Genomic DNA, 13,121 nt, shown 5'->3' on the forward strand with positions numbered 1-13,121 from the left:
GCTTTGATACAATTGCCTAAATCTCCTTCACGAACTTCAGAGAATGAAAAGACATGTTCGCCGAACTAAACCTGGAAGACAATCTGAAAATCGACTCGCTTTGCGATGCGTTTGAATCAGAATGGACTCCTGAGAGTTCGTTGATCTTCAAACCCTACCTCGATCGGTGTGCGCCTCACCTGCACCGGGGGGCCGTACAAGAACTCATCAAAGTGGATCTGGAATTACGCTTTTCCAATGGTCTTGAGATTGCTCCCGAACTCTACCAGAATCAGCTTCCTGAATTCAGCGATGTCATCCAGGAAGTGGTGGAATCGAGTAAAGTGGAATTGAACACCCTGCTGTTTCCGCAGCAGACAAGCGAAAAAGATCAACATATTCATAAGGCAAAGCCCAATACTTCAAAGGAAACACCAGAAGAACATTTTGGGCGTTTCAAATTACTGGAAGAATTAGGACACGGTGCATTCGGCACAGTATATCGTGCTTATGACCCGACGCTGGATCGCGTTGTCGCGTTGAAACTGCCTCGTCTAGAAAAACGAGATACAGAAAGTATCAATCGTTTTCTCAGCGAAGCACAAATCGCAGCCCAGCTTCATCATCCCAATATTGTAGCTGTTTGGGAACGCGGGGAGATCAAAGAACAATACTATATTTCTTCAGCCTATGTTAAAGGCGAGACACTTGAGGACTGTCTGAAAACTCATCCACCAGCCTTGAAACAGAAGGTAATTTGGATACGTGATCTTGCTCTGGCACTCCATTATGCTCACGAGCAAAATATCATTCACAGGGATATTAAACCAGCCAATATCCAGGTCAATGAAAACCATGATCCGATGATCATGGATTTCGGATTAGCAAAGCGGACGAATCTTGCTGTCGATCAAACAACCGATGGACAAGTGATGGGAACGCCGGCTTATATGTCACCTGAACAAGCAAGAGGGATTGTTGCAGAGATCGGTCCAGAAACGGATCAATATTCATTGGGAGCCGTTTTTTACCAACTACTTGTTGGTGAGCCACGACTAAAAGGAACTGCATATGAAATAATAAAAACGCTTCAAAATTATCCTGCACCGCCTACCATTCACCTTATAAAACAGAAGATCCCAGCAGACCTGATTCCAGCCGATCTGATTGCAATTTGCCAGAAAATGCTGCAACCTATCTCGAGTGACCGGTATGAATCATGTCTAGCCGCTTCAGATGACCTTACCCGATGGTTGGATGGACGATCTGTCTCTGTCCGAAAAATTTCTCAGGCGGAACGTGTTTTTAACTGGGCGAGGAGAAACAAAGTGGTCAGCAGTTTGCTGGGCCTGGTTTTAGCAATACTTTCAACGAGTTTAATCATGATCTCACTGGCTTTATTTGAAGCTTCGGATGCTCGTGAAGAGGCAGAAAATAACTTAACAATTGCGCGAACTCAGGAAGCAATTGCAGTGAACGAAAAAAAGAAAGCAGAGATATCAGAGGTAGCCCAGCGAATCGAAGCTTCTCAATCAAAACTTCTTCTGGCAGGTTATGAAATACAAGCAGGTCGTTTTTACGAAGCACTCTCTTATTTGAGTGCTCTGCCCAAGCCTGATCGCAACTGGGTCTGGAAATTGCAATCATCGCGTATTCCAAAAGAAATTTGCAGGATTGCAAATTTCAAGAAATATAACTTTGTCAGCCCTCGGGTTGTCCTCTCTCCAGATGGTAAGCTTGTTTCCATTTCGTTATCGTTACCGGCGGACAAAACATATCATCACCCCAGGATGGTAACATCGATATTTGATGCACAGACCGGAAAGTTCCAGCACGAAATTCAAAATAACGACTACCACATTGCTACAGCTATGACTGACGGTTTTACCACTGATAGTCGGTATCTAATTATTGCTTTTCAGAAAAAATTTCCCATGAGATCTGAATCAACACTCGGGATTTTTGATATTCAGCAAAAAAAAATAGTCAAATATTTTGGCCCCGTGCGGAATGCTCATTTAAGTCCATTCAATGCGAATGAAATCGTTCTCCAGAGGAACTCAAAGGAAGATAGCAAAAAGGTCGAATACCTGACCTGGAATTTCCTGACTGATAAAGAGACTCATTTTGGTATCGGTCCCTATGTTAGCTTAAATCGCTTCAGTGTAAACTCAGACCAAACGGAAATTGCTTTTCGTTCTCCCGAAAAAGTTGATGTAAAACTACTTAAGGAAGGAAAATCACCTCTAGCAGGAATTTTTCAACGCTTGAATGCCAATCACCACAACCTATCTAAAGATCAGAAACAGATTGTTGGCAGACTCCAAGAGAGTTGGTATTGGAAATCGAAACGAAAAACTGTTGTTCCCGGAAAGTCAGTCATCGTCGAATTGCCTTCAAAGCTGGTTACTGTTTTGGAGAATGACCCTGCTGTCGCTTCACTCTTTGATTTTTCTTTTAACTTTTCGTTTTCTGATGATAACAAGTATACGATGCTGAAAGCATCCAAGTCCACATCGCTAGCTTATGAGCGGAAACAGTTTTGCTGGTGGAATCGACAGTCTGGTGAATATGTCGGCAAAGCAATCGGACAAGGAGTCAGCCGAGATGGAAAGCGATATGCTTCAATTGAAAATCGTTCGGTCGTTATTCGCGAAACACCCAAGCACTTGCGCCGCTTTCAATCTGAAGCGATTGAAAGCACGTTAGCTCGCTGGCATCCACTTCATCCCGCTCCCCGAACCGAGGCTCGACCGATTGTCTTTTACTGGAATGAACAACCTTGGGTTTTTATTTCTCATCGACATGGAAACGACGTTGTTGACAGAAAGAGAAATATTGTCACCCGTAAGAGAGCCTTCCCACTTCCCTATTTTCGTATCTCCAAAGTGGCAGTTCATCATAAAAGTGGGAACATTGCGTACTATCGAAGTAAAGACAAAGTAGAAGTTCTTTCTCTGAAAACCGGAAAAATAGTCGCTCGTTTACCTTGTGGAAAATTTCCTTCAAGCGCCTTTTTGGCATTTCACCCTGACGGAACAAAACTAATTGGCGGTGATGCAGAGGGGCTCATCATTTGGTCAATCACCGAGCAAAAAATTCTTGAAAAAATTTCTCACACCAAGTGTTTAATGGGAATGCGGGGAAAAATGCAGTTTAATTCGAGTGGTAACTTTCTTTCTGTATATTCTACCGGGTATCAATCTGTCATTCTCGAAAAAGATACTTGGGTTGATCAGGCAAAGAAAATATCGAAAGTTCTTTTCAAAATCACCCTTTCACCAGACGGCTCCCTGCTTGCCAATGCAGATATCAATGGGCAAATTACGATTTTTGACTTTCGTTCGGGAAAAGTGCTTCACCAAATCGAAACAGATGCCCAATATGCAACTCCACAGTTTCATCCAATAGAACCGTTATTGATTGTGGGACGCAATGATGGACGTTTATTGATGTATTCCACAAAAAACTGGCGACTTGTTTTTGATGAAGCTTTGCCCGTCGGGCGTGTCGAAGAAATAAAATTCAGTGAATCCGGCGATGCATTTGCAGTTTCTGTGGAAACAAACACGACACGCCGCTGGTTTGAGTTTTCATCAAAAAGGTGACTCGTTCTGCTCTCAAATTTCTCCCCCCTAGAGCAAGCCCATCCGTCGTTCAATGCCACTCTCTAAAAGTTGCAGGAAACCCGGTTTGGATCTACAATCAGAATTGATTTGAGAAATGAACCTGTTTCACGCAACTATTAAGGCGATTAAAGATGCCTCACACCAATTTGCAGACACTGATTCGTCACGAAGGCGAAGCACCACGGGAGCGGAGCACTTGCGGTTGGCGTGATCGACTCATTAGCCGCGAAGACCGTGATGTAGCGGCCTGGGCTCACGCAGTCGATATTGACGGTGCACGCGAGCATTACCACAAGCGATCTACTGAACTTTATTACGTACTGGACGGTACAGGAGTTGTCATTCTGGATGGGGTCGAGCATCCCGTAAACCCTGGTACGATGGTTCATATTCCGCCCGGTGTTGTGCATGGTGCCAAAGGTCGCATGCGTGTCCTTGTTGTAGGCATTCCGGACATAGCAGATGATGATCTTTTCTTCGTTGACGATGCGACAGCATAGCACTTTTGTTTAATCGTCAGTCTGGCAGGAGAAATCATCAAACGTAACGTGTCCCCATCCGCCCGCACTTTGATCGACGATGCGTAATTTCACTCGTTTTCCAATAGAATCACTCATGTTCCACACTACGCGTCGCATCGTAGGTCCATTACTACCGCTTGCCTTTCGCAGTTGTTTCCCATCGGAATCATAGAGGGCTACGTATGTGGAATTGCCACTACCACCACCGATTAAGAAACTGACTTTAGGCCCTTTGAGAAGAAACGTCGGCGATTCGATGATGCCGACTTGACTGTCATCGCCACGCGTCTGAGTCTTTCGGTTGCCTGTGAATAGAAACCAGTCGCCTTGCTTGTTGAAGGGCTGACTTTTGAAGTTTGGTAAAGTGTCTCGATCCGTGAGAGCATCAGGCAGAGATCCTTCGACGACTTTCCATCCTTGCCAGTCCTCTTTTTCAAATGTGAATCGATAGTTGCCTACCGGCTTTGCGTTGTCATAAACCACTTTTCTGTTTTTGATGGACCGTCGAGTGGCTTCTAATCTGCGCGGGCCTTCATCAAAGAACCGGGCACCGCGACCGCTACGATCAATGTCGCCAAGTTCTTGCCGGGCATGCTGAATTCGCTGCATCAGACGTTGCACCACATCTGGATGCTGTCGGGCAATGTCATTCGATTCGCCAGGGTCTTTATCGAGGTTAAATAACTGGGTTTTCACAACGGCTTCGATCATGCGACCCCACCAGCCGGTGCCTGGGGGATTTTTCTCTCGAGGTAACACCAGTTTCCATTCGCCAACGCGTACTCCAGTCAGGAGACAACCACAATAATAGAAGTATTCATCACGCGGACTATTGTCTGTTTTGCCCAGCAAGAATTCCGATGCATCGAAGCCATCTAAAATAAGCTCCTTCGGTGTCTTCGCTTTGGCGAACGCCGCAAACGTCGGCAGCAAATCCATAGTTGTCAGGACCTCATCGCTTTCACGGCCCGGGCTGATCTTACCAGGCCAGCGCACAATGCAAGGCACGCGCGATCCGCCGTCCCATGCCGACATTTTCCAGCCACGCAGGGGATCTGCTGTCCCTGAATGGTTTCTGGGAATCTGTTTTTCAATCCAGGGACCATTGTCGGATGTAAAAACGACGAGCGTGTTTTCATCTAACCCAAGTGACTTGAGCTTCGCAAAAATCTGACCGCAAGACCAGTCGATTTCTTCGATTGTATCTCCGTAGGGTCCGTTTTTCGATTTGTTCTTGAAATTTTTTGACGCACCCACGGGAATGTGCGGCATGTTATGCGCGAGATACAGAAAGAACGGCTGCCTGTGATGTTTTTCTATCCAATCAATTGCTTCACGAGTGTAATCGCCAGTAATGGCATCCCAGTCTTGAACCTGAGGAACGACCACTTCCTCATTGCGTAAGATTGGACTGCGAAACCGCGATTGATTCACAAATGTCGTAAGACCGTTAAATTGGGGAGTGCCATAGAAATAGTCAAATCCCTGAGCGTTCGGCATCGTAGCAGCACGAAAACCTGTCGAAGCTTTGCGATCGCGTTGACATAAATGCCATTTTCCAATTAAAGCCGTCGCATAACCTGCCTCTTTCAGCATCTCGGCCATAGTCCACTCTTGAGGATGTGGTACGGTATGTAAGTGCTTGACGTTATCTGGTTCAGCAACGCGAATCGGGTAACATCCTGTCATCAAAGCGGCCCGCGATACACCACAGACCGGTTGCGCATAGAAACTTGTCAGCCTTAGACCTTCTGCGGCCATTTGATCCAAATGTGGCGTCTTGATCGTCTGACTACCGAAACACCCCAGATCGTGATAGCCTTGATCGTCAGTGAAAATCACAATGATATTAGGTTTGTCATTTGCAACGGCAATCGAGGTATGGAGTAAAAGGGCTAAAATGGTACAACCCAAAATCTGAAGAGGGATCGCGTTCTTTCTCGTGAGTCGGAGTCGGTTGGTCATCATTCCCCTTTTTCTACCAGATGATGAAACAGGCTTAATACTCTCAATGTAGCTCTTTTGTTTATTGGGCGATAGTAAAAATTAGATAATTGGGCCTCTTCTTTAGATCCATGTTGTCTCAACCCAAAGCCATCTATGGAGGTTTCTGGTCTTACAGACCTCGTCATTTTTTGTTGTCAATGCTCAATCCTACCACAGATAAACCTGCGGTGTTTTTACTTTTTAATTTCATCCGTAGTTGTTTAATTCCATTTCCGGCGGGCAGACAGTCATTAGCTCCTGCACTAGATCATTGGGCTCTTCGATCGGACGCGAAAGACGTCCAAGGCCGACAAGCTTGGCATGTTTCGCTGATAGTTAAAAAGAACGTGAGCGGTGGCCGCAAAAACAACCACTACCCCTATCATGTATTTTGGGATTTCACTTACGATAACAGATTCATGATGGACTCGCTTAGAAATACACTTTTTTCCTTTAGGAGCTTCTATGAATTACAAGAGGTGTTCTCAACACTCAAGCCATTGCCATGCAGATTGCTCGGGATTAACTTGCAGATGCTAAATGTTCCCTACGGGTCCAACATCAGATCTTCGAAAAGGAATGCTCACTATACTTCGATCAATATTTAGAGGTCGTCACGGTGATTCACGAATCATCGGCTATTTTGGGTTTGTGAGCGTTGGTATGGAAATCAGACAGAGTACTCAAGTAAAATTGAGCTTGACACAAACCGTCCAGACGGTACAATAAAAAAGTCCAAGGAGAATTTATGTCCAAAGCTAGCGAATCTCGAAACAAAATCTGTGAAGCAGCAATCGCTGTTGCCGCGAGGGACGGATTCTCTTCGATGAGTTTGGATGCCGTAGCTGCAGAAGCCGGTGTCAGCAAAGGCGGATTGCTTTATCATTTTGGTACAAAAGAAGAGTTAATGCACGGCACGCTACAGCATTTTGCTGAAGTTGGCCAACATATGCTCTTGGGCAGAATTGCGTCTGACCCCAATTCGGAAATGCGCTGGGCGCGTGGAATTGTTTCATGCATGTTTCCTTCAGATGCGGAGTTGGAAACTACAAAACAGGAGCTTGACCCATCGATCATTTTCAAGTTCATGCTATCAATGCTCACGTTAGCTGCTGATCGTAGTACCAGCATCGGCCCCCTTACTGAAATGGGAACAGAGTTGCGCGATCGTTTACTCGAAGATGAGTCTGTTGGTCTGGAGCAGATGCTGATTTGGCTCGCGATCGACGGTCTTCTGGTTTGGCAGCTATTGGGGTTAATCGACCCAAAAGACGAGCTATTCGCTCGTGTGGGCAATGAATTCCGAAGCCGCGTGGGACTGTCACCTCGAGAAGACAGCAAAGAGCAATCGACCAAGAGCAAAAAAACGACTCAGCGAACAAAACGACGGAAAGAGGGCCTCAAGTGAAGCTAAGCCGGTCCTGGAACATCATCTTCGCAATCGTTGTTATCGCGACAATCGCTATCGCTGCACTTAGCTCAAACAAGAGTGAGTTGCGAAGTGTCGTTGCGGGTAATGCAAAGTCGCGTTTTCTTTCCGAGGAACAGGATAAATGGATTGGCGCGCTCGGTCGAATTGAACCGCGTAGTCGCATTCGGCGTATTTCTCCTTGGGGCGGTTCTCGCTCGTCAGTCATCACGGAGTTACACGTTAATACAGGAGATATCGTACAGAAGGGGCAGTTGCTTGCCACATTTGATACATTTGCTCAACGATCTAGTGAAATTGCGGTAGCGAAAGCAAACGTTGCAACTGCTCTAGCGAGACTCCAAAAAATCAAATCCGGCGAAGAGCCTGAGACCATCGACGCGAAGCGTGCCGAACTGAAACTCGTACGCACGCGGATGGAGTCGCTTCGAAAGGAATTGGAACGTTCAAAGCGGCTTGATTATTCCAAGGCGATCACCGTTCATGAACTTGAAAAGGTTCAGCTCCGTTTTGACGAAGCGGTCCTAAACATTCAGCAGTTTACAAGTGAATTAGCGGCCATGGAAAATGTCCGTGCGGTCGATATCACACTATCAGAAGCCGAGCTAAAGACAGCGGAAGCTGAACTGCAACTCCAATTAGCTTTACTCGAAGCCACTCAAGTTTTTGCGCCTATTGATGGCAAAGTGCTGAAGCTTCACGCGCATGCGGGCGAGACGATTGGCGACCAAGGAATTCTAGAGTTAGCAGACATGGAACATCTCCAGGTCGTAGCCGAAATCTTTGAGGCCGACATCGCTAAATTGTCTGTTGGCATGTCCGCTGAAATGAGTGTCATCTCGATGAATCAACGGTTCAAGGGATCCATTGCTGAAATTGGGCAGCTCGTCGGCCGCCAAGACGTTCTCTCTGTCGATCCCGTGAGCGATGTGGATGCCCGCGTAGTTGAAGTGCGCATCGACTTGGAACCTGACGTTGTACAGGCGCTCGCGCGGCTTTCGAATGCCAGAGTCGAGGTGGTGATCAAGCCAGAAGTGTCAAGAGATCTGTCAGTTGATAGGGGGCTACCTTGATGGTTCGTCTACCTGCGAGTCTTCGTGTGGGGTGGCAGCAAGTCAGCCACAATAAGACCAAGTTACTCGTGGCTTCCGCTGGCGTGATTGTTGCAGTCATGCTGATGTTAGTGCAACTGGGTATTCGCCGCGGAGCCATCGATAGCAGTATCGCGGTCGCGAAACGCCTGACGGCAGATGTCGTTGTCGTCAGCCCGCGGACGAAAACAATTTTTCAGCCTTCTTCCGTCCCAAGGAGTATGTTCTACCGGGTATTGGCAGATCCAGAGGTCGAGCGTGTGCAATCTCTCTATGTTGGGCGCGCTGTATTTCGCAATCCGTGGAGTGATATCGAGTTTCCGATCAGCGTCTATGGAATCGATCCAGACCGACCAATGATGGATCTACCCGGCTACGAGTCAATGCAGCAGATACTTGAGCGTGCTGACCGCATTTGTTTTGACCGGCAAAGCCGACCCACCTATGGCCCTGTTGCTGACGAACTTGATAAAAGTCGGAGCGTGATCACGGAGGTCAATCATCGAGAAGTCCACGTCGTCGGCTCCGTTTCCGTGGGTGTGTCTATTAATACGGACGGCAATTTGTATGTGTCTCCAGCGAATTTCCTCAGGCTTTTTCCTGATCGCAACCCCGGCTCGATCGATATCGGTTTGGTCCGATTAACAAGTGATTCGGACCCTCAGGCTGTGGCCAGTTCACTCTCTGAGCTTCTCGGCAAAGAAGCCCGCGTTTTGCCTTGTCAAGATTTGGTCGATGCCGAAGAAACTTACTTAAGAGAAACCGCCCCTCTCGACTTTATCTTTGGTATGGGTACGGCTGTAGGGTTCTTCATCGGTTTTGTGGTCGTTTACCAAATCCTGTACACAGAGGTCACAAATCATCTGCCTCACTATGCAACGCTGAAAGCGATGGGATTTCGACAATCATTTCTGGTTCGAATCGTCCTCAGCCAAGCCGTGATCTTTTCCATTTTTGGGTTTGTCCCAGGCTTTCTAATGGCTCTCGGTATTTATTCGGTCGCTACAGATGCGATCCAAATGCCAATTATCATGACTATTGATCGCGCGGTGACAGTGTTTGCTGTGACTTTATCGATGTGTGGTCTGTCAGGCCTGATTGCAATTAGACAACTTTCTTCCGCTCAACCAGCAGACGTGTTCTAGATGTCGAATCCTACTCCCATCGTTGCAAACAGCCTCTGTTTCTCATTCGGCAATGGAGAACTGCAAAAGCAAATCTTGTTCGACATCTGCTTTTCGGTTGAAGCGGGGGAGATCGTATTTCTGACTGGACCGAGTGGCAGTGGCAAAACGACACTATTGACCCTGATTGGCGGCCTCAGACAAGTTCAGGAGGGAGAGTTAACCGTTCTAGAACATTCGTTGCATCAAGCGACAGAGTCAGAACTGGTTTCACTACGCAAGCAGATTGGATTCATTTTTCAACAGCATAATTTACTCCCCTTTCTGACGGCAGCACAGAATGTCGAATTGATGCTGGAAATGCAGGGACTTGTGTCGTCAAACGAGATCGTTTCCAGGTCTGCCGAGGCTTTGGCTGCCGTTGGCTTAAGCGATCGCATGAGGCACGAACCCTCTGGCCTGTCCGGGGGGCAAAGACAACGCGTCGCGATTGCTCGTGCGCTAGTTGGCAATCCTTCTTTGATCCTGGCAGACGAACCAACTGCCGCATTAGATAGCAAATCTGGCAGGAGTATCGTCGATCTGTTGAAGAAACTCGCACGAGAGCGTGGAGTTCCAATTCTCATGGTGACACACGATTCCCGAGTACTGGATATTGCAGAACGAATCATCGAGATGGAGGATGGACGGATCAAAGATTCAAGCGCGTTAAGTAAAGCCAGTGAATGAAAACACACTCAACGAAAAGATTATTTTCAAGAATCGTGATAAGATTTCTGATCACTTTTATTGGACTGATTGCCTGCTCGTGGTTGCTTCATACGATTAGCCGTATCTGGATCGTTGGGATTCTGCAGACATCGTTCATGAAACACAAGATCAGCGAAGGGTTTCAGCCTTGGAATGGCTGGCAATCCTTTCTAATAGTCCATGCCACGTCCGCAGCTTGCGCAATCTTGTTTGCATTGCTCGTATTCCTTTTTTTACTCAAAGAACTGGAGGTGGCATAAGCGATGTGGCAAATTGTATGTGGTCACTGTGCTGATCAGCGCTCTAACCGGGCTGCCGCTTTACGTTTTTCCAGGGGGTGCCCCAGCGCGCAAGCTGTCGCGAAGTCGGTAAGTCTTTGGGATTCAAACCAGCCTTTCCACATATTGTGCCCCTGCCCCGTGACCACTTCAATTTCAACGGGACCACCAAAGACCTTATAACGACTGGCCAGTTCTGCGGAGTTTGCTTCCAAAGGCACAACCTTGTCATTATCACCGTGGATATGGAAAAGAGGCACTCTGGCATTGGCAAGTGGTTTCAGTCGATCGATTGGATTGTATTTGGACAATTCCAGTTCGAATTGTGCAGGGGTTAATCCATAAGCGCCAGCGGCACGCGCAATGCCGGGATAACTCTTGATGTTACAGACCGGATAAATACCAGCGATTCCGCCCACGGATTGCGGATGCTCGACTGCCCAGCTGTAAAGCATCAGTCCGCCGCGGCTGCGTGCCAGCAGGCATGGCTTCTTGCGAAAGCCACGTTTCTTCACCAGATAATCATAGAAGGCCGTGTAGATCTTTCGACCCTGTGGACTGCCAAAAGATTCGCCAACGTCGATACCCGCGATGGCGATGCCTTTCGCGAGAAAATGTTTGAACATCCAAACCTCAGATTTGGCCGGTAGCCCGCTAAGAGTGGGAGCGTACCAAATCCATGGAATGTTAGCGTCTGCATTTGGTGGTAGAATAACGAATGCGTCGTGCTCATCAAGCTTGAAGGACTCACCCGGCAGTGGCAGAGACTTGTTGCCTTCTGAAATTACGGGTTCTGCGGCGGTCGCCACCGTGAAACTGAACAGGCTTAGAAAAACAAGACAGAATCGATTCATCATCGCTTACTCAATCCCATTATTGGTTACATCTCAGGCGAATATTTCTGTCACTGGTTTGCCGTGTCCGTCCTTTGTCGCAAAGAAGGGACGTTTCTCGACGTCGTAAGCCGTTTTCGGGCTGACGCCCATCGCGGTGAAGATCGTGGCATGTAAGTCTTCAACGGACACCGGGTTTTCGACCGCAAGCAGAGGCCGCTCATCGGCCGTCTTACCGTAGAGAAAGCCCTTTTTGACGCCGCCACCAAACAGGGCGACGCTTGTGCCGCCAGTGAAATGACGGTGCAGACCATAATGTTTCATCTCTGCTAGTTTCTCGGTCTTGGCGCGTGACTGATCTTTCGCGTTAGAGCCCGGGACTCCCTCAATCATCATGTCGCGACTGAACTCGCTGGCAATGATAACAAGGGTACGATCGAGCAGGCCTTTTGCTTCGAGATCGAGAACGAGCTGTGCGATCGGTCGGTCAATCTCCTGCTTGAGACGTTTCACAGTGGTGTGACCATTCTCGTGCGTATCCCAATGGATAAAGGGGATGTATTCGGTGGTCACTTCGACAAATCGAGCCCCTGACTCAACCAAACGGCGCGCCAGAAGACAACCCCGTCCAAATCGGCCTGTGTCGTAAATCTCTCGAGACTCCATTGGCTCCAGAGTCAGATCGAAGGCGTGCTTTTCCTTTGACTGCAACAAACGATGCGCCGCGTCCATCGAACGCAGCATCGATTCCTGCTGGTAATCGCTCATCCATTCACGATTTGGGTTTTTGTCGATCAACTGACGATAATGCCGGTAACGATTGGCGAACCGTCCGGGCTCCATTCCCTTCGGCGGTTGGACAGAGCGAACGGCGTCTTTCGGGTAGGGTAGATTCATCGGGCCGTATTCCGTACCAAAGAAACCGGCGGTAGTGAAAGCTTTGAGTTCTTCCTTTTCCCCGACTCCTTCAAGCCGCTGGCCAATATTAATGAACGGCGGGACAACCGGATTTTTCGGTCCAAGCACCTTCGCCATCCAGGCTCCGATGTGCGGAGCAGCGACCGTGAGCGGCGGGACATAGCCGGTGTGCCAATGATACTGGTGGCGGGAATGCAGAATGTGACCAAGATCCGGTTGTACTGCGGAGCGGATCAGTGTGCCTCGATCCATAACTTTGGCAATCTGCTCCATGCCTTTTGTAATTTTGATATTGTCGACTGCAGTATCAATCGCCGGAAATGTGCTTAGAATTTTTTCCACTTCAAGCCCTTTTTCAAAAGGCAGATAGCGTTTCGGATCAAATGTATCTGGGGCGGCCATACCTCCGGCAAGCCAGATGAGAATGCAGGAATCGGCCTTGGCAGACGGTTGTTTTACCGCTTCGGAATTGGCCCAGGCGCGAGGGGCTCCCATTGCTAGTGCACCAAGAGATGCCGCGCTTAGTTTTTTGAGCAGGTCACGGCGGGAAATTTTTTCTTCGAGTGTCATCATAAGATTATCG

The 13,121-nt window shown here is 47.9% G+C and carries 9 protein-coding genes; 6 read left to right on the forward strand and 3 right to left on the reverse strand.

What is annotated here, in order from left to right:
* The first annotated feature begins 53 nt into the window (after nucleotides 1-53).
* Nucleotides 54-3,587, forward strand: coding sequence for a WD40 repeat domain-containing serine/threonine protein kinase (locus V202x_RS04165; RefSeq protein ID WP_145171485.1), 3,534 nt, complete (start codon nucleotides 54-56; stop codon nucleotides 3,585-3,587).
* Between the two features lie 152 nt (nucleotides 3,588-3,739).
* A complete protein-coding gene (locus V202x_RS04170; RefSeq protein ID WP_145171487.1) occupies nucleotides 3,740-4,108 on the forward strand; it encodes a cupin domain-containing protein in 369 nt (122 codons plus the stop codon).
* Nucleotides 4,109-4,117: 9 nt separating this feature from the next.
* Here the strand turns inward: V202x_RS04170 and V202x_RS04175 are convergent, their stop codons facing one another.
* On the reverse strand, nucleotides 4,118-6,097 hold the full coding sequence (locus V202x_RS04175; RefSeq protein ID WP_145171489.1) for a sulfatase: 1,980 nt from the start codon (nucleotides 6,095-6,097) through the stop codon (nucleotides 4,118-4,120).
* Between the two features lie 766 nt (nucleotides 6,098-6,863).
* Here V202x_RS04175 and V202x_RS04180 point away from each other — a divergent pair.
* Genes V202x_RS04180 through V202x_RS04195 form a run of 4 tightly spaced genes read left to right on the forward strand, consistent with a single transcriptional unit; the run spans nucleotide 6,864 to nucleotide 10,488 of the window.
* Nucleotides 6,864-7,523: a TetR/AcrR family transcriptional regulator gene (locus V202x_RS04180; RefSeq protein WP_145171491.1), complete on the forward strand. Its 660-nt coding sequence runs from the start codon at nucleotides 6,864-6,866 to the stop codon at nucleotides 7,521-7,523.
* Nucleotides 7,520-8,617, forward strand: a complete 1,098-nt coding sequence (locus V202x_RS04185) for an efflux RND transporter periplasmic adaptor subunit (RefSeq protein ID WP_197993219.1) — start codon at nucleotides 7,520-7,522, stop codon at nucleotides 8,615-8,617. The genes V202x_RS04180 and V202x_RS04185 overlap by 4 nt, the downstream gene beginning before the upstream one ends.
* On the forward strand, nucleotides 8,617-9,780 hold the full coding sequence (gene devC / locus V202x_RS04190) for an ABC transporter permease DevC (RefSeq protein WP_145171494.1): 1,164 nt from the start codon (nucleotides 8,617-8,619) through the stop codon (nucleotides 9,778-9,780). The genes V202x_RS04185 and devC overlap by 1 nt, the downstream gene beginning before the upstream one ends.
* On the forward strand, nucleotides 9,781-10,488 hold the full coding sequence (locus tag V202x_RS04195) for an ATP-binding cassette domain-containing protein (protein ID WP_145171496.1): 708 nt from the start codon (nucleotides 9,781-9,783) through the stop codon (nucleotides 10,486-10,488). It begins immediately after the preceding gene.
* Between the two features lie 316 nt (nucleotides 10,489-10,804).
* On the opposite strand, the gene V202x_RS04200 is transcribed toward V202x_RS04195, so the two are convergent.
* Nucleotides 10,805-11,644, reverse strand: a complete 840-nt coding sequence (locus V202x_RS04200; RefSeq protein WP_145171498.1) for an alpha/beta hydrolase family protein — start codon at nucleotides 11,642-11,644, stop codon at nucleotides 10,805-10,807.
* 30 nt (nucleotides 11,645-11,674) lie between these two features.
* The gene (locus V202x_RS04205) at nucleotides 11,675-13,111 is read right to left on the reverse strand and encodes a DUF1501 domain-containing protein (protein WP_232098832.1); all 1,437 of its coding nucleotides are present in this window, start codon (nucleotides 13,109-13,111) and stop codon (nucleotides 11,675-11,677) included.
* Nucleotides 13,112-13,121 lie beyond the last annotated feature (10 nt).

Source organism: Gimesia aquarii (assembly GCF_007748175.1).
GTDB classification, from domain to species: Bacteria; Planctomycetota; Planctomycetia; order Planctomycetales; family Planctomycetaceae; genus Gimesia; species Gimesia aquarii_A.